The 23,722-nt window shown below is 69.1% G+C and carries 21 protein-coding genes, 1 tRNA gene and 2 pseudogenes; 8 read left to right on the top strand and 16 right to left on the bottom strand.

Features of this window, described 5'->3' with window-relative positions:
* Positions 1 to 341: 341 nt before the first annotated feature.
* The 3 genes from sppA to ACLBYB_RS09365 are packed head-to-tail and all read left to right on the top strand — an operon-like array spanning position 342 to position 2,053.
* A complete protein-coding gene (sppA, locus tag ACLBYB_RS09375; RefSeq protein WP_020092171.1) occupies positions 342 to 1,304 on the top strand; it encodes a signal peptide peptidase SppA in 963 nt (320 codons plus the stop codon).
* A gap of 50 nt (positions 1,305 to 1,354) precedes the next feature.
* The gene (locus ACLBYB_RS09370) at positions 1,355 to 1,666 is read left to right on the top strand and encodes an integration host factor subunit beta (protein WP_012319412.1); all 312 of its coding nucleotides are present in this window, start codon (positions 1,355 to 1,357) and stop codon (positions 1,664 to 1,666) included.
* Positions 1,667 to 1,684: 18 nt separating this feature from the next.
* Positions 1,685 to 2,053 (top strand): LapA family protein, encoded by a 369-nt coding sequence (locus ACLBYB_RS09365; protein WP_026604778.1) that lies wholly within the window; start codon positions 1,685 to 1,687, stop codon positions 2,051 to 2,053.
* Positions 2,054 to 2,063: 10 nt separating this feature from the next.
* Here the strand turns inward: ACLBYB_RS09365 and ACLBYB_RS09360 are convergent, their stop codons facing one another.
* The 9 genes from ACLBYB_RS09360 to ACLBYB_RS09320 all read right to left on the bottom strand — a co-directional run bounded on the left by ACLBYB_RS09360 (position 2,064) and on the right by ACLBYB_RS09320 (position 12,518).
* The gene (locus ACLBYB_RS09360) at positions 2,064 to 2,723 is read right to left on the bottom strand and encodes a phosphoribosylanthranilate isomerase (protein WP_447698609.1); all 660 of its coding nucleotides are present in this window, start codon (positions 2,721 to 2,723) and stop codon (positions 2,064 to 2,066) included.
* A 113-nt stretch (positions 2,724 to 2,836) separates the two neighbouring features.
* Positions 2,837 to 3,943: a DUF2125 domain-containing protein gene (locus tag ACLBYB_RS09355; protein WP_447698608.1), complete on the bottom strand. Its 1,107-nt coding sequence runs from the start codon at positions 3,941 to 3,943 to the stop codon at positions 2,837 to 2,839.
* Positions 3,944 to 4,079: 136 nt separating this feature from the next.
* Positions 4,080 to 4,526, bottom strand: a complete 447-nt coding sequence (locus ACLBYB_RS09350; protein WP_012319408.1) for a hypothetical protein — start codon at positions 4,524 to 4,526, stop codon at positions 4,080 to 4,082.
* 132 nt (positions 4,527 to 4,658) lie between these two features.
* The gene (locus tag ACLBYB_RS09345) at positions 4,659 to 5,438 is read right to left on the bottom strand and encodes a lysophospholipid acyltransferase family protein (RefSeq protein ID WP_091976381.1); all 780 of its coding nucleotides are present in this window, start codon (positions 5,436 to 5,438) and stop codon (positions 4,659 to 4,661) included.
* A gap of 74 nt (positions 5,439 to 5,512) precedes the next feature.
* On the bottom strand, positions 5,513 to 6,028 hold the full coding sequence (locus ACLBYB_RS09340; protein ID WP_447698607.1) for a hypothetical protein: 516 nt from the start codon (positions 6,026 to 6,028) through the stop codon (positions 5,513 to 5,515).
* 109 nt (positions 6,029 to 6,137) lie between these two features.
* Positions 6,138 to 9,335: an efflux RND transporter permease subunit gene (locus ACLBYB_RS09335; RefSeq protein ID WP_447693507.1), complete on the bottom strand. Its 3,198-nt coding sequence runs from the start codon at positions 9,333 to 9,335 to the stop codon at positions 6,138 to 6,140.
* A gap of 107 nt (positions 9,336 to 9,442) precedes the next feature.
* Positions 9,443 to 10,597: an efflux RND transporter periplasmic adaptor subunit gene (locus ACLBYB_RS09330; protein WP_091676637.1), complete on the bottom strand. Its 1,155-nt coding sequence runs from the start codon at positions 10,595 to 10,597 to the stop codon at positions 9,443 to 9,445.
* Between the two features lie 145 nt (positions 10,598 to 10,742).
* A complete protein-coding gene (locus ACLBYB_RS09325; protein WP_427509070.1) occupies positions 10,743 to 11,063 on the bottom strand; it encodes a rhodanese-like domain-containing protein in 321 nt (106 codons plus the stop codon).
* 174 nt (positions 11,064 to 11,237) lie between these two features.
* Complete coding sequence (locus ACLBYB_RS09320; RefSeq protein WP_447698606.1) at positions 11,238 to 12,518, bottom strand: glycosyltransferase family 4 protein; 1,281 nt, start codon at positions 12,516 to 12,518, stop codon at positions 11,238 to 11,240.
* Positions 12,519 to 12,659: 141 nt separating this feature from the next.
* On the opposite strand from ACLBYB_RS09320, the gene ACLBYB_RS09315 reads away from it, so the two are divergent.
* Positions 12,660 to 12,737, top strand: a tRNA-Pro gene (locus ACLBYB_RS09315).
* A 534-nt stretch (positions 12,738 to 13,271) separates the two neighbouring features.
* On the opposite strand, the gene ACLBYB_RS09310 is transcribed toward ACLBYB_RS09315, so the two are convergent.
* From ACLBYB_RS09310 to ACLBYB_RS09280, 7 genes and pseudogenes are all read right to left on the bottom strand, one after another.
* Positions 13,272 to 14,093, bottom strand: coding sequence for an oxidoreductase (locus ACLBYB_RS09310; RefSeq protein WP_427509048.1), 822 nt, complete (start codon positions 14,091 to 14,093; stop codon positions 13,272 to 13,274).
* Between the two features lie 328 nt (positions 14,094 to 14,421).
* Positions 14,422 to 15,828, bottom strand: a complete 1,407-nt coding sequence (locus ACLBYB_RS09305; RefSeq protein WP_447698605.1) for an MATE family efflux transporter — start codon at positions 15,826 to 15,828, stop codon at positions 14,422 to 14,424.
* 36 nt (positions 15,829 to 15,864) lie between these two features.
* Complete coding sequence (locus tag ACLBYB_RS09300; RefSeq protein ID WP_447698604.1) at positions 15,865 to 16,098, bottom strand: hypothetical protein; 234 nt, start codon at positions 16,096 to 16,098, stop codon at positions 15,865 to 15,867.
* A gap of 309 nt (positions 16,099 to 16,407) precedes the next feature.
* Positions 16,408 to 16,994 (bottom strand): annotated as a pseudogene (locus ACLBYB_RS09295) (IS3 family transposase); the annotation flags it as partial.
* A 254-nt stretch (positions 16,995 to 17,248) separates the two neighbouring features.
* On the bottom strand, positions 17,249 to 17,440 hold the full coding sequence (locus ACLBYB_RS09290; RefSeq protein WP_447698603.1) for a hypothetical protein: 192 nt from the start codon (positions 17,438 to 17,440) through the stop codon (positions 17,249 to 17,251).
* 90 nt (positions 17,441 to 17,530) lie between these two features.
* Entirely contained in the window at positions 17,531 to 17,701 is a 171-nt protein-coding gene (locus ACLBYB_RS09285; RefSeq protein WP_170855082.1) for a hypothetical protein, read from the bottom strand.
* Between the two features lie 572 nt (positions 17,702 to 18,273).
* Positions 18,274 to 18,474, bottom strand: coding sequence for a nuclease (locus ACLBYB_RS09280; protein ID WP_447698602.1), 201 nt, complete (start codon positions 18,472 to 18,474; stop codon positions 18,274 to 18,276).
* A 1,034-nt stretch (positions 18,475 to 19,508) separates the two neighbouring features.
* Here ACLBYB_RS09280 and ACLBYB_RS09275 point away from each other — a divergent pair.
* The 4 genes and pseudogenes from ACLBYB_RS09275 to ACLBYB_RS09260 form a co-directional block, all read left to right on the top strand.
* Positions 19,509 to 19,694 (top strand): annotated as a pseudogene (locus tag ACLBYB_RS09275) (hypothetical protein); the annotation flags it as partial.
* Positions 19,695 to 19,990: 296 nt separating this feature from the next.
* On the top strand, positions 19,991 to 20,977 hold the full coding sequence (locus ACLBYB_RS09270) for an NAD(P)H-binding protein (protein ID WP_447698601.1): 987 nt from the start codon (positions 19,991 to 19,993) through the stop codon (positions 20,975 to 20,977).
* 314 nt (positions 20,978 to 21,291) lie between these two features.
* Positions 21,292 to 21,915 carry a glutathione S-transferase family protein gene (locus ACLBYB_RS09265; protein ID WP_447683489.1) on the top strand — a complete coding sequence of 208 codons (624 nt, stop codon included), beginning with the start codon at positions 21,292 to 21,294 and terminating at the stop codon, positions 21,913 to 21,915.
* 589 nt (positions 21,916 to 22,504) lie between these two features.
* The gene (locus tag ACLBYB_RS09260; protein ID WP_447683490.1) at positions 22,505 to 23,515 is read left to right on the top strand and encodes a glycosyltransferase; all 1,011 of its coding nucleotides are present in this window, start codon (positions 22,505 to 22,507) and stop codon (positions 23,513 to 23,515) included.
* Positions 23,516 to 23,722 lie beyond the last annotated feature (207 nt).

Genomic DNA, 23,722 nt, shown 5'->3' with positions numbered 1-23,722 from the left:
ACACCGGCTCTGCCGCCCAGCCTGTCCGGGCGGCGGAGCCGACGGTTGAGACCCGCGCGGGACCCCGGTCCCGCGCGGGTTTTTCTTTGGGCGCCGGCAATCCAAGGTTGCCAGGAGCGCGCGGCCGGTCCGGTCGTGCCGCCCGACGCGACAGCGACGGGCGGCCCCGTCATTTTCTTCGCGCGCCCCGTATCCAGGCCCGCGGAAAATGCTCTAGAACACCGGCCTCGCTCGGCTCGGGCCGGGCGAGCCGAAGGAAACCAAGGACTTGCCCGGCGCGGGGGTACGCCTCCCGCACCCCGTCGAGGGGCCGGTCGGGGTGCTTTAGGGGAAGCGACAGCATGGCAGCCGATGCCGAACTGCTGATTGACCGGCGGCGCCTGCGCCGCAGGTTGTCCCTCTGGCGCGTGCTCGGCGTCGGCGGCCTCATCGTGGCGGTCGGGGCCCTCGGGTACCGGGTGCGGACGGGCGCGGACGGCGCCTTCGCGGTGCAGCCCCAGATCGCCCGCATCTCCGTCTCGGGCTTCATCGCCGGGAGCGAGGCCACCGCCAAGCTGATGAAGCGGGTCGGCGATTCGGACGCCGTGAAGGGCGTGATCGTCTCGATCAACTCGCCGGGCGGCACGACTACGGGCTCGGAGGAGATCTTCCGCAACCTCCGAGCGCTCGCCGCCAAGAAGCCGATCGTGGCCTTCGTGGACGGCACCGCCGCGTCCGGCGCCTACATCACCGCGATCGCGGCCGATCACATCGTCGCGCGCGAGACCAGCCTGGTCGGCTCGATCGGCGTGCTGTTCCAGTACCCCGACTTCTCGGGCCTGCTGGACAAGGTCGGCGTCAAGGTCGAGTCGGTGAAGTCGTCGCCGCTCAAGGCCGAGCCCTCGGGCTTCACCCCGACCTCGCCGGAGGCGCGCGCCGCGCTGGCCTCCGTGGTGGGCGACACCTACGCGTGGTTCAAGGGCCTCGTCGCTGAGCGCCGCGGCATGGATCCGGCCCAGCTCAGCACCGTCTCGGACGGACGGGTGTTCAGCGGGCGCCAGAGCGTGCCGCTGAAGCTCGTCGACGAGCTCGGCGGCGAGCGGCAGGCGGTGGCGTGGCTGGAGAGCGCCCGCGGCGTCCAGACGAACCTGCCGATCAAGGACTGGAAGCCCGCCTCGGAGAGCCGGTTCTCCCTGTGGTCGGCCGCCGGGATCGGCGCCGACCTCCTCGGCCTGGAAGGCCTCGCGGCGCGGCTGCGGTCCGTCGGCGCCGAGGCCGAGGCCGCCCGGGGCGGGATGCTCGCCCTCTGGCGCCCGGAACCCTGAACGACCGCCGCCGCGCAGCCCGCCCCGATCCCGCGAGAAGATCCCACGCCATGATCAAGTCGGAGCTCGTCCTCAAGATCGCCGAGCAGAACCCGCATCTCTACCAGCGCGACGTGGAGATCCTGGTCAACGCGATCCTCGACACCATTTCCGACGCGCTGGCCCGCGGCGACCGGGTCGAGTTGCGCGGCTTCGGCGCCTTCTCGGTCAAGCGCCGGGAGGCGCGCCGGGGACGCAACCCGCGCACGGGTGCCGCCGTTGCCGTGTCCGAGAAGGCGATCCCCGTGTTCAAGACCGGCAAGGAGATGCGCCAGCGCCTGAACGCCGCCGGGATCGGCGAGAATGCCTCGGCCGCCGAGTAGGAAGGACCTGTGAGCGCGATGATCCGTTTCCTGAAGAGCCTCGTGCTGCTGCCGATCGCCGCCCTGGTGATCCTCCTGGCGGTGGCCAATCGCGCGCCGGTGCGGCTCTCCTTCGATCCGTTCAACGTGGACGCGCCGGTCTTCAGCGTCGATCTCCCGCTCTACGCGATCCTGTTCGGCGCGGTGGCCCTGGGCATCGTGGTGGGCGGCATCTTCACGTGGCTCGGCCAGGGCAAGACCCGCGCGCGGGCGCGCTATCACCGCCGCGAGGCCGTCCGGCACGAGCGCGAGGCGACCCGCCTGCGGGCCTACGCGCCGGAGACCGAGACCTCGGGCGTCTACACGGTCCCGAATACCGGCCGGACGGCCCTGCCGGCCCCGCGCTGAGGCGGCCCCCTCAGCGCCGGCCGCGCGCGGCCGCCACGAAGGCCGCGATCTTCGCCGGATCCTTCACCCCGGGCGCCGTCTCGACCCCCGACGAGACGTCGACGGCGCCGATCCCCGTGCGTGCGAGGGCGTCGGCCACGTTTCCGGCATCCAGTCCGCCCGACAGCATGGTCCCGGGCGGGAGCGCGGCGCCGCGCAGGATCTCCCAATCGAAGCGCCGGCCGTTGCCGCCCGGCAGGGCGGCGTCCGGCGGCGCCTTGGCGTCCAGCAGGATCCGGTCGGCGACCGCCGCGTAGGCCGGCAGGGCCGCGAGATCCGCCGACGTCGCGATGCCGAGCGCCTTCATCACCGGCCGCCCGGTCCGGGCACGGATCGCCGCGACGCGCTCCGGGCTCTCCCGGCCGTGGAGCTGGACCAGATCCGGATCCACCGCCTCGACGGACGCGGCGAGAAGCGCGTCGTCCGGATCGACGAGCAGGATGACCCGCTCGGCCCGGCCGCGGGCCAGGGCCGACAGCGCGGCGGCCCCCGCCAGCGCCACGTGCCGGGGACTGCGGGGGAAGTGCACGAGGCCGATCCAGTCCGCCCCGGCCTCCAGAGCGGCGGTCAGGGTCGCTTCGGTGCTGAGCCCGCAGATCTTCACGCGGGTCGGGGACGGGGAGGAGGCCATCGGCCTCCTATAGCCGATCCCGCACCGACGAGCAGGCCCGCGGCGCGCCGAGCGGTCATACCGGTCGCGCCCGCACCGCCCACCCGGCAGTGCCGGCCGGCAGGGCCGCTCGCCTAGTACAGGGCCGGCACGTAGACGTTCGGGATCGGGAAGCCGCTGAAGACGAGCTTGCCGTCGACGAGCCGCAGGGGCGGGAGCGCCTTCAGCGGCGTCCCGTCGGCCGGCGCGTCCGGGCCGGGGCGCTGGGCCAGCCCCAGGAGCCCGCCGACCAGCTGGCCTACCAGGGCGCCCCGGTCCGAGCCGAAGCGCTGGCCGACGATGCTGCCGACCAGCGCGTCGACGCCGGCCGCCCGCAGGTCGATCTGCCCGGCGGGCCGGTGGGCGGCGTCGAGGGCGAGCCTGCCCTTCGCCTGGACGCGCTGCGCCCCCTTGGCCAGCGACAGGGCCGTCAGGTCCAGGGCGCCGCCCGCCTGACGCCAGCGCTCCAGCTCGCGCGCCACCGTCCCGGTGCGCAGCACGGTCGCCTGCGTCAGGGTCGCGTCCAGGGCCAGATCGGCCGGATCCTGCGTTCCAGTGACGGCGTCGAGCTGCGGTACCGCCGCCTGGTTCAGGCGCAGGCTGACATCCACGGCGCCGTCGGAGTCGAAGCGGCCCGGGCTCGGCCGGGCATGCAGCTCGAGATGCCGCCCCGAGACCGCGATCGGGCCGGGCTCGGCGCCCTTCACGGTGATGTCGGGCTTGTCGACGACCAGGGACGCGCGGCTGAAGCCCCCCGCGGCGCCGTGGAAGCTGCCCTGGAACGCGGTCCAGGACGCGTCGCCGGTCAGCGGGCCCTGCTCGACGTGGAACGGGCCCGCGCTCTCGAAGACGACCAGGCGGGGCTGGTAGATCTGCGCCACCGCCGTGCTCGGGCCGAGCCGGAAGCGCCCGTCGGCGCGCTCGAGGGTCACGGCGCTGCAGCGCAGCTCCAGGCGGAACGGGTAGCCGCCGAGGGATCGGTCCGCGCAGGTCCAGGTGCGTCCGGCGGTCGCCTCGCGGGCGATCCAGCCGTCGATCTCGCTGGCCGCGCGCTCCCGCATCCACAGCCAGCCGGCCGACCAGCCCACGACCACGAGGGCGAGCAGGATGTAGGGCAGGAACAGCCCCCGCCGGGATCGCCGCGCGCCCCGTACCGGAGCTGTCTCAGCGGCACCCTCCGGCCGCGTCCGATCCTGCACCATGCGTTCCGCTCCCCGACCCGTCCCCGCGGGGACATCGTGACCCCGGCTTGTGGCCACGCAAGGGGCGAAACTGGGGCAGCACCGCCACGGGTCGACCGCCGCGGACGCGATCCGTCCGCGCGCGGCGCGTTCCCGATCAGACCTGCGCCGGCTCGACGGTGTCGACCTGCAGATCCTCGACGATCGCCGTCCGCTCGGCCTCGTTCTCGGCGAGGCGGTGGACGTGCATCTCGGTGGCGCCCCGGCGGCGGACACGGTCGAGCCAGGTCCGGCGCAGATGGTCGCGCGGGCTCTCGCTGGAACTCGCCACCGAGACCATCTCGGCGATGCCGGCGTTGTCCCGGCGGACAGCGATCACCACGGCCTGCGCCATCTCGTCGAGGTCGAAGCCGCCGGCCGGGTGGACACCGACCACGTAGCGCCGGCCGGAGCGGCCGCGCCAGGCCGAGAGCGGGAGCGCGGGGGAGCCGCGCAGACCCGCGGTCGTCTTGAGGCGTTCTTCACGCACATCCTGCCTCCGGGTGCGATCGTCCTTCAGGTCGCGGAGCGCGGCCGACCAGGACAGGGCTCTTCTGTTCGCCATTTGTTCTAACCTAACGCGCGATATCCACAGGCGTCAAGGGCGACGTTCCTAGAGCGAGATGTGGCGACGATGCCCGTTATCCACAAGCCGCCGGGCGCCGGTCCGACGCGGAAAACCGCGCTCGCGAACGGCTCAGCGTCGGGCGTCTGCGGCGGCCGGCGCCTCGTCGGCCGGCACAGCGTGCCCCTCGGCCGCGAGGCCCTGGAGGCCGCCCTCGACGAGGGCGTTCGAGGCCGTCTCGAGCCGCTCCTGGGCCAGCGCCTGGAACTCCTGGCGGGGCAGGCCCGGCGGGATGGGCGGCAGGAACTCGATCACCGCCCGGCCCGGCCGGCGCACGAGGCTGTTGCGCGACCAGAACAGGCCGGTGTTCAGCGCCACGGGCAGGCAGGGCACGTTCAGGGCAGTGTAGAGGTGCGAGAGCCCCTGCTTGTAGGCGGGCGGCGCCCCGACCGGACGCCGGGTGCCCTCGGGGAAGATGATGAGCTGGCGGCCGTCCCGGATCGCCGCGCCGGCGGCGGCGTTCATCAGGCTCATGGCCCGGCTGCCCTTCGACCGGTCGATCGCCACCATGCCGCTGCGCGACAGGTACCAGCCGATCAGCGGGATGAGCAGCAGCTCCTTCTTCAGGATGTAGGCGAAGTTCGGCAGCACCGTGCAGAGGGCCAGCGTCTCCAGGGCCGACTGGTGCTTGGCCGCCACCAGCAGGGGGCCAGCCGGGATGTTCTCCAGCCCGCGGAACTCGACCCGCGTTCCCGCGACGACCCGCAGGAGCCACAGGGTGATCCGCCCCCAGGCGCGGGCGAGCCGCAGCACCGACCGGCCGGAGACCAGCATGGGCAGGCCGGCGAAGGCCAGGACCGTCGTGACGGCGTAGAAGCAGACGTTGAAGGCGAGAGAGCGGAGGGCGAGCATCGGGAACCGTGTCGTGGCGGCTCCCCTGTAGCGCGCCCGCGTGTCCGCGGCCAAGGGCGACGTGCCGGGCGGCGTCAGGTCCCCTCGGGGCGATGCCCGCCCCGGACGAGCCCCGCGCCGCGCCCGGCGACCAGCCAGTAGACCAGGCCGGCGCTGGCACCGACCGCGAACAGGATCAGCGTCAGGCGCGCCTCGCCCGCGAGGAGGGCGGCGTCGCGGGCGCCGCCGGACCGGAGCGCGCCGCGCGCCAGCCAGGGGAGGGCGGCGGTGAGCAGCCCGCAGCCGGCGCCGTACCACAGCAGGCCGCGGCGCCCGAGGATCTCACCACCGAGGCCGATCACGGCCGGGGGCACGAACAGCAGCGCGAACAGCGCCTTGGCGAGGCCGGCGAGGAGCAGGGCGAGCCCCTCCGGCGGCAGCCCGGCCGAGAGGTCCGACAGGGCCATGTCGAGTCCGGCGAGCGCCCCGCCGGACAGCCAGGCCTGCGCGGCCGGGTCGACGAGCAGCGCCAGGACCAGGACCGCGAGACCCGTCGGGACGGCGAGCAGGAGGGCGAAGGCCCCGAGAATCAGGCGACCGAGGGCGTGCATGCCGCGAGCCTCTACACCGGGCGCCCCCGCCCGTCGCGCGGAAGCCGCGCCCGATCCTCGCGGATCCGGCGCGGCTTCCATCGTTCCGCGACCCGGGGGGCGTGTGCCGTCAGCCGTGGGCCGGGGCCGCGCCGCCGGGATCGCCGTGCGTGTGCTTCTTCCGGAACCGGCCGAGCCAGATCGAGAAGTGGCGGATCACCACGTAGAAGACCGGGGTCAGGAACAGGCCGAAGAAGGTCGCGCCGATCATCCCGAAGAACACCGCGGTGCCGAGCGCCTGGCGCATCTCGGCGCCGGGGCCGGTCGCCACGACCAGCGGCAGGGTGCCGAGGATGAACGCGAAGGCGGTCATCAGGATCGGTCGCAGGCGGAGACGGCAGGCCTCGACCGCCGCCTCGACCGGGCCGCGATGCTCCCGCTGCTCGATGTCGTGCGCGAACTCGACGATCAGGATCGCGTTCTTCGCCGCGAGGCCGATGAGCACGATCAGGCCGATCTGGGTCAGGATGTTGTTGTCCTGCCCCCGGAACTGCACGCCCGCGAGCGCGGCGAGCACGCCGGTCGGCACCACCAGCAGGATCGCGAGCGGCAGCGCCCAGGATTCGTACTGCGCGGCCAGCACGAGGAAGACCAGCAGCACGCCGAGGGCGAAGACCGCGCCGGCCGTGCCGCTCGCCGCCTTCTGCTGGTAGGCGATCTCGGTCCAGTCGTACGAGTAGCCGTCGGGCAGCGCCTTCTTGGCGATCTCCTCCATGGCGGTGAGCGCCTGTCCGGTGGAGACGCCGGGCTTGGCCACGCCCTGCACCGGGACCGAGTAGTACAGGTTGAACCGCTGCACGATCTGCGGACCGGTCACGTCCCGCACCGAGGCGAGGGTGCCCATCGGCACCAGGGCGCCGGTGGAGGAGCGCACCTTGATCTGCGAGATGTCCTGCACCGACGTGCGGAACGCCGCGTCGCCCTGCAGGCGCACCTGGTAGATGCGGCCCAGGGTGTTGAAGTCGTTGACGTAGGTGCCGCCGAGATCCGCCTGGACCGACGAGAACACGTTGGCCAGCGGCACGTTCAGCATCCGCGCGATGGTGCGGTCGATGTCGAGGAAGAGCTGCGGCGTCGAGTTGTCGAAGGTCGTGAAGACGCGCTGCACGTCCGCGCTCTGGTTCGCCTGGGCGATCACCTCGCCGGCGGCGGCCATGAGCGGGCCGATATCCGAGGACTGGCGGCTCTCGATCTGCATCTTGAAGCCGCCGCCGTTGCCGAGACCGCGCACGGGCGGGGGCGGGATGACGATGACCCGCGCCTCCTGGATGTCCGAGGTGGCCTTCAGCACGTCGCCGGTGATGACGGCCGCGCTCCGACCCACTTCCGCGCGCTCCTTCGCCCCCTTGAGGGTCAGGAACATCACGCCGGCATTGGTCGTGTTGGTGAAGGTCGCGCCGTCGAAGCCCGCGATGATCACCGCGTTGGCCACGCCGTCGACCGTCCGGGCCTGCTTGGCGGCGCGCAGGCACACCTCCGTGGTGCGGTCGAGGGAGGAGCCGGAGGGGAGCTGGACGACGCCGATCAGGTAGCCCTGGTCCTGGTCCGGGATGAAGCCCGTGGGGGTCGTCTGCGCGAGGTGGAGCGTGCCAGCGATCACCGCGGCGTAGACCAGCAGCATCACGCCCAAGCCCACGATCCCGCCGGTGAGCACCCGGATCGTCCGGCCGTAGGCGTTCGACGTGGCGTCGAAGGCGCGATTGAAGCCGTTCGCCAGCCAGTTCACGAACCGGGTCAGGAAGAACTTCGGCTCCTTGCGGGCGTGGTGGGGCACCAGCAGCAGCTTGCAGAGCGCCGGCGACAGGGTCAGCGAGTTGAAGGCCGAGATCAGGGTCGAGGCCGCGATGGTGAGCGCGAACTGCTTGTAGAACTGGCCCGAGATGCCCGGGATGAACGCCGTCGGCACGAACACCGCGGCGAGCACCAGCGCGATGGCGATGACCGCGCCGCCGACCTCGTCCATGGTCTTGTGGGCGGCGTCGCCCGGCGACAGGCCCTCGGCCATGTTGCGCTCGACGTTCTCCACCACCACGATGGCGTCGTCGACCACGATGCCGATGGCGAGCACGAGCCCGAACAGGGTCAGGTTGTTCAGCGAGAAGCCGAAGGCCGCCATCGCCGCGAAGGTGCCGATCAGCGAGACCGGGATCGCGATCACCGGGATGATCGCGGTGCGCCAGCTCTGCAGGAACACCAGGACCACGATGACGACGAGGCCGACCGCCTCGAACAGCGTCTTGTAGACCTCGTGGATCGATTCCTCGATGAACTCCGTCGGGTTGTAGGCGATGCGGTACTCGACGTCCGGCGGGAAGTTCTTCTTGACCTCCTCCATCACCTTCTTGACCGACGCCGCCGCGTCGAGGGCGTTGGTGCCTGGCCTCTGGAAGGCGCCGATACCCACCGCGGGCGTGTCGTTGAGGAACGAGTTGGTCGTGTAGTCCTTCTGGCCCATCTCGACGCGGGCGATGTCCTTGACCCGGACGAGGCGCCCGTCCTGCGCCTTGATGATGACCTCGGCGAACTGCTCGGGCGTCTTGAACCGCGCCTGCGACTGCACGACGAGTTGGAACGCCTCGCCCTTGGCCGCCGGCGGGCCGTTCAGCTGGCCGGCGGCCACCTGCACGTTCTGCTCCTGAAGGGCCGCGGTGACGTCGGTGACCGAGAGGCCGTAGGCGGCGAGCTTGTTGGGATCGACCCAGACGCGCTCGGCGTACTCGTTACCGCCGAAGATCGTGATGTCGCCGACGCCGTCGAGGCGCAGCAGCTCGTCGCGGATGTTCAGGTAGATGTAGTTGGCGAGGTAGTTCTGGTCGTAGGTCCGGTTCGGCGAGAGCAGGTGCACGACCAGCATCAGGTCGGGCGAGGCCTTGCGGACCGTGACGCCGAGGTTGCGCACGTCCGGCGGCAGGCGCGGCTGCGCCACCGACAGCCGGTTCTGCACCAGCACGTTCGCGATATCGAGGTTGGTGCCGACCTTGAAGGTCACGGTCAGCAGCATGTTGCCGTCGTTGGTCGACAACGACGTCATGTAGAGCATGTTGTCGACGCCGTTGACCTCCTGCTCGATCGGCGTCGCGATCGTGGCGGCCACGGTCTCGGCGTTGGCACCCGGATAGGAGGCGCGCACCGTCACGGTCGGCGGCACGATCTCGGGGTACTGCGAGACCGGCAGGCTCTCGTAGGCCACGAAGCCGAGGATCAGGAAGACGATCGACGTGACGGACGCGAAGATCGGTCTGTCGACGAAGAAATGGGCGAAACGCATCGGTCAAACCTCTGAGGCCCGCCGGTCTCCCGGACAGGGCCCTGCGTCGTCGGTGCGGGGCGCGCCGCGCGGCGCGCACGAAGGCGTTCGTGTCGAGCCCCGGGGGCTCAGGTCTTGCTCGGGGGCAATTCGATCGTCTCGGGGGTGACCTTCGCGCCCGGACGGACACGGGACAGGCCGTTGACCACCACGGTCTCGTCGCCCTTCAGCCCTGACTGGATCACCCGGTAGCCGTCGACCTTCGGTCCCAGCACGACGTCCTTCTGCTGGATCACGTTCTCGGGCCCGACGATGTAGACGATCCGCTTGTCCTGATTGGCCGCCACGGCGTCGTCGGGCAGCAGGATGCCCTGGAACGGCTTGGTCGCCGGCATCGAGACGATGCCGAACAGGCCGGGCTTGATGAACAGGTCGGGGTTCGGGACGGTCGCGCGCAGCAGGATCGTACCGGTGGCGTTGTCGACGCGGTTGTCGACGAAGTCGAGCGTGCCCTTGCGGGTGGGCTTCGCCTCGCCGGACAGGGCGATCAGGATCGGCACGCCCTTGCCCTGCTGGGTCTGGCCCATGCCGATGCCGAGGCTGTTCTGGTACTTGAGGAACGACTTCTCATCGACGGTGTAGCTGAAATAGATCGGGTCGAGGGACACGATCGTCGTCAGCATGGTCTGGTCGGCGCTGACGATGTTGCCCTCGGTCACCAGGCGGCGGCTGATGCGGCCGTTGATCGGTGCCTTCACCTCGCTGAAGTCGTAGTTCAGCTGGGCGTTGTTGAGGGCGGCCTGGGCGCTGTCGACGTCGGCCTGGGCGGTCTGCGAGGCCTGCCGGCGCTGGTCGGTGACCTGCTCGGAGATGTTGCCGCTGCGGGACAGGGTCTGCGCGCGCTCCAGGTCCGTCTGCGAGAAGGACTGGCGCGCCTTGGCGGAGGCCAGGGCCGCCTGGGCCTGCTCGAGCGCCGCCTTGTAGGGGCGCCGGTCGATCACGAACAGGACGTCGCCCTTCTTCACCGTCTGGCCGTCGACGAAGTTGATCTTCTCAAGGTAGCCGGTGACGCGGGCGCGGACCTCGACGTAATCGATCGCGTCGAAGCGGCCGGTATACTGATCCTGCTCGACGATCTGGCGCACCACGGGCTTGGCCACGGTGACCTTGGGCGGCGGGCCGCCCGGCGCCTGCGCGCGGGCCGGAGTCGCGAGGGGGCCTGCCGCGAGAGCCGCGATCAGGCCTGACAAGACGGTGAGTAGGCTGGGAAGCCGGCTGCGCATCGGGTCCTGCTGTCCGTTGGCCGACCGTCCGGTCGCGCCGAGCTTGACGATTGTTCCGCCGCGGGTGCGCCGTAACCCGCGGTCGACGGTGTTGCTTGTGCGCGAACGCACATCACGGTCCCGCGAGCCGGATTGAAACGGCAGATCAGGCGACCGTTTCGCCCGCGCTGTACCAGTCCTTGAAACCGCCCTTGTAGTGTTCGGCGAGGTCGAGCCCGGCATTCTGCGCCGCCATGAGCGCATGGACCGAGCGGACGCCCGAGGCGCACGAGAACACCGCCCGCCGGCCGTCCTCGGCGACGAGGGCCGCGACCGCCTGCGGGTCGAAGCCGGAGAGCGGGTGCGAGACGGCGCCGGGGATGTGCCCGGCCTCGTACTCGTGCGGCTCACGGACGTCGATGATCAGCATCGAGCCGTCATCGAGCCCCTGCTTGACCGTCTCGCGATCGAGGTCGACCACCCGCATCGGCAGGATCTCCGTTCCGCCCGCTCTCGGCCAGGCTGGCTGACTGACGCTTTTCCTTATTCGTCAGACCCCGGCGGCGCAACGTGCGTCGTCGTCCCGCGACCGTCGCCCGCGACCGTCGGCCGGCGGGCAGGCGGCCGAGGAGGCCCGGCCCGGCGCGGATCGGGGGCCCTGTCAGAGCGCCGCGAGGGTCGGCGCCACGGCCGCGAAATGCGCGGGCCAGTCCGGCGGCCGGTACCCGGCCAGACGGCCGGCCAGTTCGGCGCGGAGCGACCCGTCGGGCCGCGCGAGCGCCTCGATCGCCTCGATCCAGCCCGGACCGTCCAGGGGATCGCGGAACAGCGCGAAGCCGTCGGCGATCTCGCGGTGGACGGCGATGTCGGAGGCGATCACCGGCAGCCCCGAGGCCGCGGCCTCGACGACGGGGATGCCGTAGCCCTCGGTGAAGGACGGCATCAGCAGGGCGGTGCAGCTGCGCATCAGCGCCGCCAGACCGTGGGTCGACAATCCCGAGGCCTCGATGACGTGGGCGCGCACGCCGGGGCAGCGCTCCAGCATGTCGATGGCGCTCTCCGCCTCCCAGCCCCGGCGCCCGACCACGACGAGCCGGGGTGCCGCCGCCCCGTGGCGCTCGGCCAGGAGCCGCCAGATCTGGAACAGCAGCAGGTGGTTCTTGCGCGACTCGATGGTGCCGCAGACCAGGAAGGTCGGCCGGTCGGGGGTGAATCGGGGCCCGGCGTGGCCGAAGGCGGCCTCGACCCCGAGATGGCCCACGGCCACCGGCGGCCGCCCGAACCCCTCGGCGGCGAGATGCGCGAGGGTGCGCCGGCCGGTATCCTCCGAGTTCACCAGGATGGCGGACGCGTGCCGCCCGATCGTGCGCAGGCGCGCCCGGTGCCGGTCAGCCTCACCGGACCGGCCGTATTCCGGGTGGGTGATCGGGATGAGGTCGTGGACGAAGAACGCCGCCCGCACGTCCCGCCGGGTATAGAGCCAGTCGAACCGCCGCGGGTCGTCGAGGCGCAGGTGCGAGGTGTGCAAATAGAGCGCGTCCCGGGGCAGGATCGCGACCGACCGGCCGCGCAGCGCGATGTCGACGGTCTTGCGCGCCTGGATCCGCCGCCGGTCGGTGGACCCGGCCTGTGGTGCGGTGACGGGCGGCGGCGCGGCGGCGGGATCGCCGCAGCGGGACGCGAGCCGCCGGTAGACCGGGTCCGACGCGGCGTCCCGATCCTCGACCCAGCCGGCCGCCACGGCCTCGACGATCTCCAGCGCCTGCGCGCGGTCGAGGATGCGCGGCCCGAACGCCGTGGAGACGACGCCGACGCCCGTCTCCGCCCGGCCGAGATAGGCGCGCGCGTAGGCGAGGTCGACGCGGTCGATGCCCGACGGGCTCGCGTGGCGCAGCCGCGTGACGAGGCGCGTGAGATCGAAGGCGATCGGTCGGTCCGTCATGATCCTCTGGCAATCGCGGGGGCGAGGCCTCCCCGTAGCGGGCCTGACCCGCGAGAGCCAGCACATCCGCGCGGCCCGCGCGCGCCGAAGGGCTTGCGCGGGCGCGGCGCGGAGGCTAAGAGCCGCGAGCCCTAGCGGCGTCGGAGTGTAGCGCAGCCCGGTTAGCGCACTAGTCTGGGGGACTAGGGGTCGTGGGTTCGAATCCCGCCACTCCGACCATTCAAGCCTTTGGGCAACAAGGCTCTGTCCTGGAACGATCGCTGGTCAGTCCGCGAGCAAAGGCGGAACGCGCGGTTCACGTGGGCACTATGGACCACCAGAGCCACCCACGGTCTGTTCTCGGTCGGTGCATTCTTGGCGGCGCAGGGTCGCCGAAGCCCATGGCCTCGAACCCGACCGTCTCGGCGCTTCACGAGGCCGCCGAGCTCTCTGACGAAGCGATCGACTTGGATCCCCAGCAGCGCGGCCGGCGGCGGAGGCGCGCCTCCCCGACTTTCAGCGCCCGCAGGTAGGCGCGGCCGTCCAGGCTTCGCCCTGCCTCGGCCAGATCGGATCATCCCACCACACGTCGACGAAGCGGTGCGGAACTGCGGGTGCTGTCGGTGTGCCTGGTGAGAACTCCCTTCCGCGCTGCCCAAACTCGCCATCGCGCGACGCAGCGCGGAGGGTCAGGATCGACGGCGCTGGCGCCCGGCCGATCTCAACCCCTGCACGCCGACACGCGCCGCATCCGCGACCTCTCCGGACTCGTCATCACGGGACCTGCGGGAGGCGCATCTCCTTGCGGAAGCTCTTGTCGAAGGCGGTGGCCGGCACGAAGCGGCGCAGCAGGCTGACCTGCCTCGCCTTGGGGCCCGCCGTGTAACGGCGCTTCGGGCTCGTCGCGGTGGCGGCTTCGACGATGACCTTCGCCACGACCTCGGGCGCATCGGCGGACTTCATGACCTCGCTCAGGAACCGGTCTCGACCGGCGCGCTCCGCCTCGTAGATGCCGAGCGGCGCGTCGGGGCGCACGAGGTTCCGGTCGAAGGCCGTCCGGGTGAAGGCGGGCTCGACGAGCACGATCCGGATCCCTTGCCCACGAACCTCGTGGTCCAGCGACTCGGAGTAGCCTTCGACGGCGTGCTTGCTGGCGCCGTAGAGCGCCATGTAGGGGGCCGGGATCAGGCCCTGAACAGAGCTGACGTTGACGATCCGGCCGCCCTTCTGCGCGCGCATCAGGGGAAGCACGGCGCGGGTCGTCCGGATGACGCCGAACAGGTTCACGTCGAACATGGCCTGAGCCTGCGAGACCGACGATTCCTCGGCCGCGCCGCTGATGCCGAAGCCGGCGTTGTTGACGAGGAGGTCGATCCTCCCCGTCTCGCCGAAGACGGTCTCGACCATCTCAGTGACCGATCTCTCATCGGTGACGTCACAGACGATGGTGGCCATCCCGCCGTCCACGGCCGGAGACGCCCTCCGGCTGGTCCCGAATACGCGGTAGCCCGCAGCCTGAAGGGCCTTCGCCGTCTCCAGCCCGATGCCGGACGAGGCGCCTGTGACCACCGCGGTCTTGATGCTGCCCTTGCTCATATCGCCCTCCGATCCACGCGGCACCTTGCCCGCTGCAACCCAATATAAATTATGATCATCATTTTTGAAAGCAAGCCAGATCCGAGGGCCTCGCCAATCCGGTCCAGGGTCTCGGAGGACTCATCGGCGATCTCCGTCACGGATCGCGAGCGCGGGTCGGTCGGTTCGAGGATCCTGCCGAACTGCTCCTCGGGTGCTCCCAGCACCGTCGCCTCGAGATGGGCGGGCGCCCCGCTCATCCCGAAGGAGACGCGGCCCCGGGACGCGGACGCCGTTCGCCTCGGAGGCGCCGGCACCCATCGGCCTCGTCCGCGTCGCAGGCCCCGTCTCAGCGTCCCGAATTGGCGGCCGCCGTGAGGCTTGGCGGAACAGGGGATGTGCTCGGCGCGGGCTCCGCCAGGAACATCCGGCCGGTCGCGAAGGCGGTCGCGTTGACGAGGCCCATGGCGACGAAGCCGGCCGAGAGGGCGACGAACATCCCGGTCAAGCCCAGCCCGAGCCTCGCCGCGATCCAGGTTCCCCCCAGGGCCACGGCCATCCGAAGGACGCTCGCGGCGAGCGGCCAGCCGACACGCCCGGCCCCCTGGGCCGCGAAGTAGAGGGCGAGGCCGGCCCCGAAGAATCCGTAGAAGGGTGCGACGACGCGCAGGTAGGTCGAGCCGGTGGCGAGCATCGCCGGATCGTGCCCGAACAGGCTGAGCCACCCGGCAGGATGGAGGGCGGCCGTGAGGCCGATGGCCTCCGTCAGGACACCCGCCACGAGGGCGCCGGTCAGCGCGGCCTGACGGGCGCGTGCGTGCATCCCGGCCCCGAGGGCGGTCCCGACGAGGGCGGCGATCGGCGAGCCGAGCCCGAACACCAGGGGGACCAGCAGGTACTCAAGCCTCGCGCCGGTCCCGTACCCCGCCACTGCCGCCGGTCCCGCCGTCCCGACGAAGCCGGTCGCGGCGATGACGGTGACGTTGGAGGTCATGCTGGCGATGCCGGAGAGCAGGCCGACGCGCAGGATCTCGCGGGACGGCGCCCAGGTCAGCCTCGGCGGACGAGGGCTCGGGCGCAGGACACCCCGGCCGGACCAGATGTAGGCGGCGAAGAGGGTGGCGCCGACGGCGTAGTAGGCGGCGAAGGCGACACCGCCGCCCACGACCCCGAGGCGGGGGAACGGCCCCCACCCGAAGATCAGCGCGGGCGAGAGCGGGATCAGCAGGACGGCCCCGGCGCAGGTCACGCCGGCCGGGAGCGCCATGTTGCCGGTCCCACGGATCACCGCCGCCAGCGCGTTGAACAGCCAGATCAGGATCGCGGCGCCGAACACGACGGTCGCGTAGGCCGTCGCGGCCCGGAGCGAGGCACCCGTACCGCCCATCGCCGCGTAGAGGCGCGGTCCCAGGGTCAAGGCGAGCAGGCTGGTCACCGCGCCGAGGCCGAGGCTGATGGCGGCGGCGTGCCACGCGAGCAGACCCGCCGCGTCCTGCCGACCGGCGCCCAGGGTGCGCGAGACCGCCGACTGGATGCCGCCGCCCATGCCGCCCGCGGACAGCATCTGGACGAGCATGACCACCGGGAAGACGAGCGCCATTCCGGCGAGGGCGTCGGTGCCGAGCTCAGCGACGAAGTAGGTCTCGATCAGGCCGATGGAGGTCTGGACGACCATGACCGCGACATTCGGCACGGCCATCCGGGCCAGCGTCGGCAGGAGAGGGGCCGTCAGCAGTCGGCGCGTCCTGATGTCCATGAAGGCTTCCTCGTCCGTGACAGCTTCGGCGGCCGGCTACGCGATGCCCGAGGAGCGAACTCGGGAGATCGGGCCCCCTCGTCCGGCTTCGGGGGGATTGGACAGGAGCCCCGGCCGGCCATCCGAGACCCGGATGTTGGCGTCGACGATCGTCACGCCGGTGGGGCCTCCGAACTGCCCAAGGCCCTCGATCTCGGCGCCGCTACCCTCGACCATCCCCGCGGCCGGCACGACCTCGGTGGCCTGGACCAAGGCTGGCTTCAGGGTCACGGAAATCCGGGCCGGCCAGGCCGGTGCGTACGATGACCAGCCCGCATCCATCGCCGGCTCCCCCGCGGACCCTCGACGGTTCGATATGACGCTCATAATCTATTATGATCGTCATCTATCGTCAACGGCCTTCCCGTCTGCCAAGCGAGGCTTTCTTGGACAATCGGGCCGCGCATCCCGAGCCGGCGGTCGGCGAGGCCCGGGGCCCACGCGAGGTCCTCGAAGCCCGGGGTGTTGCCTGTGTCAGCGCCGATCTCCCGGCCGTCGCGACACGCGGTCGTCACGCCCTCCCTGGTCAAAGGGATTCTGCGGAACCTCGAGCCTTTCGCGACGCCCGATGCGCTGAACCCGATCCTGGCCCGCTTGCCAGCAATCCGCTCGCAGCAGTGCGGTGACACGGCAGCAGCCGCAGCGCCCGCACTCGGATGCCAGGGTGATGATGGCAGGGGTCAACGCGTCCTCTTCGGCCGACACGGAGGGTACATCGCGTCGCGTGCCGCGGCGCTGGTCGACGGTCCGGCAGGCGTGGCGTTCCGGAAGACCGTACCTCTCCCGGATATCTGCAACCGCCTAGCGGCGTCGCTCGGATGCTACGAGGCTCCGGCCGCCACGTCCGCCAACATCTGCTTCTTCAAGGTCAGATCGGCCACGAGCCGCCGCGGCCGAGCCTTCTCGCGGTCTGGATCCTTCATCTTCCGAGCCTGATCGACTCGGAGACCGGCGTACGCCTTGCGCCAGCGAGAGGCACTCTGCTCAGAGATCTCCGCTTCCGCGCACGCATGCGCCAAGTTCTTGCCCCGGGCTGCCTGCACCTCGATCTGGTGCAGCTTCGGCGCGACCTGCTCCGCGCGCGTCGTCCGACCGCGCCGCCTGTCCGGCTCCTCCGGTCCTGGCAGATCCTCTCGATCAGCTCGGTCCGAAGGCGGCCGGTCAGGTCAGCCTGGACGCAGGCCGGGCGCCGTCCTCGTCGGAGGTTTAAACCGTCCCGCCTGCCCACGCGTCGACCGGGCCTCGGCATGCCCTCGAGACTACTGCCTTCAGACCCGACGGCACCGTCGCGCGGGACGTTCTCGCTGCCGCTGCACGCCCGCCGGGGCTCGAATCCGGACGGGCCGCCCGGTTCGCCGGTCGGAGCCTTCTTGTCTCGCCCCTAGGCTTTCATCTCGGCGAGCATCTTCGCGCCCTCGGTCAGAAAGAACGCCTTGATCTTCGGGTTGCGGACCCGCAGGGCACAGTGCCTCGCGATCTCGCTCATCGACCGGTTCTTCGGATTGTTGAGGAGATCGATCAGGTACGTCTGAGCCAGGGCCTCGGTGTCGATGGTGAATGGCTGGGGGTCCACGAAGCACCTCTCGCTTTGACCTGCCCGGCGCGCCGTGGCGCGCCTCGATGCCCCGCCGACCGATGAATGGCGATGCCGTGTCGAGCGCCCCTAGCGCGTCGCCTGCAAATCGATGATTGGGCCGCCGATGTCGAAGAATTCGTCGTCGGTGAACTCTGCCAACTCGATCTCCTCGCGCGGACGCTGAAACGGCAGGAACGCGGAGATCATTCCGAGACACAGCGCCCCGGCAATCAGGACGGCCAACAGCGCGAGGGTCATGGTCAACATCGGAACGCAATGCGATGTCAGACATATAGAACGGTAATCTTAACACTTGCTTTCGGTGCATGGGATACCGCCCGGTAACCGCGGGCCGCGAACCTGCCGCCGGGCCGCGTTGCGTATCGGCTCGGCTCACACGCTGGTGAGATCAGGCGCTCCCCCGCCCCGTGAGCAGATCGGGGCGGGGCCGAGCGGGCTTACCGACCGAGCGACGGGCCGCCCGACGTGCCGCCAGTGCCGGGCGGCCCACTCGTGGGGGTGCCGCCAATGTTGACGCCCGGCGTCGTGCCCGGGATCGACGAGTTGCTCGGGTTGGCCTCATTTCCACGGGTGACCGGGCTCGGTCCGAGATCCCGGGCACCCGAGCCGGCACCTCCGGTTGTCGCCGGCGGGGCGACCCCGGTGTTTCCCGCGCCGCCCGTCACCGTTTGCGCTGAGACCGGCGCGGCCAGGGCGATGGACAAGGCTCCTGCGAGCGCCGCGAGCGTGCGAGTCATGAAGTCGTCCCTGCGATTGCTGTGGCACAGGAACGGTTGATGTCGAGGGAAGTTCAGGGACGGGCGCGTCCATCACCCGCGCGCCGTTCGCCAGCCCGCGGCCTCCACCTCGCGGCAGAGTAAGCGCTCCCCGGAGCCCGTGTCGATCACGGTCCGGTCGTAGTCCCTGCTTCCGGGAAGCTGGTCGATCTCGTCGCCCTTGCGCGGGATGTCGCCCTCGATCGCGCAGACAGCCCGCGTGAGCGCTGCCGTGGGCGCCGCGGGCTTCTCCATTTCCGGCCGGTCTCGACGCCACTGGCGCAATCGGCACGCTTCCAGTCCGACGGCGGATGCGGGTCCCGCAGATCACCCCGGTGTCGCCGTCGGTGACCGAAACGCGGCTGATCGGTAAACGCTCGGATCAGCCCGCAGCGATGAAAACCGGTCAGCCTGACCTCACCCGCAGCCTGTTCCCTCGGCGACAGCGCTATCGAGGGGGGCAGCAACGGCGGTGCGCATCCCGGTGCACCCCGAGGGTGACTGATCTGAGCAGGCTTCTCGCTGGTCCAGAAATAAAGAGTTCGTCGCGGGACCGTCGAGCATTTCGCCTGCGCGAGACCACCATTCGCGCTCGAATGTATCACCACGCGACGTTATTTAGTTGCAGGCCCGCGCATTGGCCGCGATTCCAGCTCAATCGAACAATGTTATATCATCATCGACGGGTAAATTATTACTGAATTATCATCTGGCCGACATCGAGGCTCAGCGTATGGAAATATAGATCCAGCTCGTCCGGCTGAATTCTGCAGTGGCCCCTCACTGCCGCCGGAAGGAACCGCATCCCATGTGCATCGTGAGACAAAAGTGCAAGTGCTCGACCCGCGTTCGGTATCAAATCGGGCAATCGCTTGGTTCACGCAACAAGTGCGCGCATCCGGTCGTGCGCTGGATCGGCTTCTCTAAACGTCGACGTAGTGAGATATCTCGGAGACGATCTGTCGGACAAGTAAGAATCAGCGTCATTCAGTTGAGTTGGGCACAGACATTTGGTCGACCGGTCAGTGTAGCGACGACCGGAATCGTTCAGCCTATGGCGACGGTGGTGCCGTTCGAATCGCCCTCGCGTTGACCGGCTCGAAGCCGATCGCGAGACGAAGAGACCGTTCTCGAGACGGCCGGTCTGGGGGTTCGCGGCCAAGGGGCGCGGCTAACGATCAGCCATGCAGGCTGTCGGCGACGTCGTCGGGGATCTGTACCCCACTGACCGGAAATCGTGACGCTCTCCGCCTCGCCGGTCTCACCGCCGGCCACCACCTTCGGCGCCGCTGCGCCCGGCATCCGGCGTCCGGCATCCGCTTGGCCAGATTCTCGGCCTTCTTCGCCACCCCGCTCCCGGCCCGCGCCGGCGTCCTGTCCGCGGCCGACGGTTCCTCGAAGGCGCGCTGGAACTGCCCCGCTGGCGCGTGCCGAACCCGCCCGCCACCTTCCTGCGGCGTAGCGCGGGCTCGTCAGGGAGGGCGCCGGCAAGTTCGCGTTGCGCACCCCGCGTTGCGCGACGCAAGTGAGCGAACTGCCGGTTGCGCACTTACAGGGTTCGCACCGTCCGGCTTCGCGACTGCCGGGGGTGGAGAGCGGAAGCCACCTCAGGCCAAGGGTCGACACTGGACAGGCGGTCTCGCGCAGCTGAACGTCAAGATTGACGCGGATCATTCTGCGGATCCCGTCGTATCTACGCTTTCGCCGTTCGACGGGGCAGCGCAAGCGTCGCCGTCGCGCTAGGATGGTTGAACGTCGTGATGAAGCGATCATGAAACCGGATCGACCGGACGGTGTGAAGCCGCGTCGTGTCCTCTTCCTGGGAGCGACCGGCACAATCGGCCGGGCAACGGTTCGGGCACTGGTCTCGCGCGGCCACGAGGTCGTCTGCCTCGTCAGGCGCCCTGCCGAAACCGCAATCCCGTCAGGCGCTACCGCGCGCATCGTGGATCTGACCGACACGGTGTCGCTGGCGCGCGACGGTATCCGCGGCGAACGCTTCGACGCCCTGGTGTCGTGCCTCGCCTCGCGCACGGGGCTGCCCGACGATGCCTGGGCGATCGATTACGGCGCGCAGGTCGAGGCATTGCACGCGGGCCGCACGGCCGGCGTCACGCATGTCGTGCTTCTGTCGGCGATCTGCGTCCAGAAGCCGATCCTCGCTTTTCAGCGCGCCAAGCGCGCCTTCGAGGCAGAGCTGATCGCATCGGGGCTCGACTACACGATCGTTCGGCCCACCGCCTTCTTCAAATCGCTCTCGGGACAGATCGAACGCGTGAAACGCGGCAAGCCATTTCTGGTGTTCGGGGACGGGACCTTGACGGCCTGCAAGCCGATCAGCGACGACGACCTTGGCCGCTATCTCGCGGACTGCCTCGACGATGGGGACCGCCGCAATCGCGTTCTGCCGATCGGCGGCCCGGGCGAGGCGATCACGCCGCGCGCGCAGGGCGAGCGGCTCTTCGCCCTTCTGGGGCGCGAACCGCGCTTCACGCACATTCCGGTCGTGCTGCTGGACGCGATCGTCGCCGTTCTGACGACGATGGGCCGATGGGTACCGGCCCTGGCCGCCAAGGCCGAACTCGCGCGGATCGGGCGCTACTACGCGACGGAGTCCATGCTCGTCCTGGACCCGGCGACCGGGCGATACGATGCCCAGGCCACTCCGTCGACGGGATCGGAGACGCTCTTCGACTACTATGCGCGCGTGGTCCGTGGCGAGGCGGTCGCCGAGCGCGGCGACCACGCGGTGTTCTGACGACGCGCGACAGGAGGTGTCGACTTTTCCGGCAGTTTCACTCCGGAGCAGACCGGCATCTTTCGGCCAGCTTCTGCCGCGGCGCATGGCTCTCCCCAACGTCTTAAATGGATGGTTCCCTGCCCGACCGCATCTGGATTGTGGACGCATCGAAGCGGGCGTAGCCGTGGACATCGCTCGAGATCCTCTCGAGGTCGCTCGCTGCATCCGCTTTGCGCACCTGAGACAAGGGCGGTTAACTCCGCGGGTGGAAGATGCAACCACGCCCTCTGTGGTCGTCTCTTCATCATTCCAGCGTTGGCTAACCCGCTCCCATGATCCGCATTCTCGGCAAGGCCAGTTCGATCAATGTTCGCAAGGTGCTTTGGACCTGTGCCGAGATCGGATTGGATTACGATCGCCAGGACTACGGCAGCGATTTCCAAGCAACGGATACCCCGGAATTTCTGGCTCGCAACCCGAACGGCCTCGTGCCCGTGATTGAAGACGCGGCAGGGGCCTTGTGGGAGTCAAATACGATCTGCCGCTACCTCGCTGCGAGCGCCACTCGGACGGATCTGCTCCCTGCTGACCCACGTGGACGCGCTCTGGTTGAACAATGGATGGACTGGCAAGCGACCGAGTTGAACGCGTCTTGGCGGGCGGCTTTCCTCGGCCTCGTTCGTCGTGATCCGGCCTACGCCGATCCAGACCGGATAGTGGCGGGGGTCGAGGCCTGGAACGCGAATATGGGGATCCTTGACCACCATCTCTCCTCAACCGGAGCTTATGTGACCGGAGGAGCCTTCACGTTGGCGGATGTCGTTCTCGGCTTGTCCGTAAACCGTTGGCGCATGACGCCAATGGAGCGCCCGAGCTATCCCGCCGTCTCGGCCTATCATGATCGCCTTCTCGCTCGATCCGGCTACCGAGACCACGGGGCGAATGGGATTCCTTAGTGGGATGCCAACCGCGCCTTCAATCCGAGGTTGCTGGACGATCGATAAGTGGCGGCTTTCGGCAGGCAACGACCGCTCTCCGAACGCCTGGGTTGGGTAGCTTGCGAGTCGGCAACGTGGCGTGGATTCCCGCCGGTCAGCTTCGGCGTCGCAGATCTGTCGGAGCGCACGCCGTCATCCGGCCGCGTCGATATCCCTTCCGGCCCCCGGCGGGTACAGGTCAATGATCGGAACGTGCAGAACAAGAACTTCATTAGCGCTCTTGCTTTTTGTGGCGAAGGCTATAGACAGTACCGACGACTAAGATGATAAATCAACAGCCTCCGCGTCGGCGCAAAGCGCCACTCTCGAGTTCAAGAAAGACGTTCTTGGTCGGCATCTTACCAAGAGAATGGAGCAAAATATCTGCTTCGGCCGCCACAGCTCCGTTCATTTATTTGCATCCAAGTCCGTTCGATTAAGACTGTGGCCCCAAATGAATACGCGCTCACTCGATAGCAAGAACTCGAGAGGCCACCCGTGACCGAGAGATGGTCTGATTGTTGCTCCGACCGCAGAAGATAGCAATCCGTTTCGTCAGGACATCATCATGCGATATGAACATGGTGTTTCTGTTGTTCTTGCCACGCATAACGGATCGAGATTTATCCGCGAACAGCTCGAAACTCTCGTCGGACAAACAGTACATCCTCTTGAGATCATCGTTTCCGACGACGCATCTACGGATAACACGCTGGAAATTGTCCGAAATTTCTCTTGCGGCAGCGCAATCGAGTTCAAAATCCATGAGAACGTGCCCGCGCTCGGCTTTCGAAGCAATTTCTTGAGAGCCGCTCGGTTGGCGCGTGGAAAATTCGTCGCCTTCTGCGATCAGGACGATATCTGGGACACGAAGAAGATCGAGTTTTGCTCGCCCTATCTGGACGATCGCAGCGTCTCGATGATCGCCCATACGGCCATCACTATCGACTCCAGCAATCGCGAGCTTGGCGTCTTTCGGCAAGGCATTCATCGTACCGGCCTCAGAAAACCGCTCACCTACGATCCGTGGTTGACGTTCTTCGGATTTTCGATCGTCTTTCGACGGGAACTCTTGGATCTGTGGGATGTCGATGACCGTTTTATCGATTTCATTGTCCCCAGCGAGATGATCGCTCACGACCGTTGGGTAATGTTCCTGGCGCAAGTCGTCGGTCAGACCGTCGAGATCGATGTACCCCTGGTCCGCTATCGGCAGCACGCCCATAATCTGTTCGGACACGGTGAGCGCGAGCGGAGCGCGGGTCGGAGGACGGTAGCTGGGGGCTTGGATCCCTACAGGGAAGCCACGACCGCCATGATCGATATCGTCGAACGGCTTCCGGAAGCGACGGCTGAGCATTTTCCACTCTTCGATCGGGCAAGGGCGGCCGCTTTCTTTCGCAGCGCGCTTGACCAGCTCGAGAAGCGCGAAGCGATCTATCGAACTGAGACGCGCCTAGAGGCGCTCCAGGGCCTGTCGGCACGTGTCGCCGGCGGAACCTATCGGGCGGTTCACAACGGCCGTCCACGATGGCGATCGATCGCGAAAGATCTCAGATTCGCACTCCTTCGTCGTTGACTGCCTTGACGGGCTTGCAACAGGCCCCGTCGAACGTCTTCATGCAAGCCTTTACGACACAGCATCGCCTGTCCTTCCGACTTAAGCTTCGGTTTTACCGGACACTGGATTTAGGCTTGCTATGCCGCCGAGATTTACCGGCGATCGGCGAAAATTTCGCTCCACGACGAGCACTGCGATCGAGCGGGGAGTTTGGGCCAACGCTTC

The organism is Methylobacterium sp. D54C, from assembly GCF_053345595.1.
Note: the sequence above shows the minus strand (reverse complement) of the source record. Positions and strands in the feature narration are given on the sequence as shown.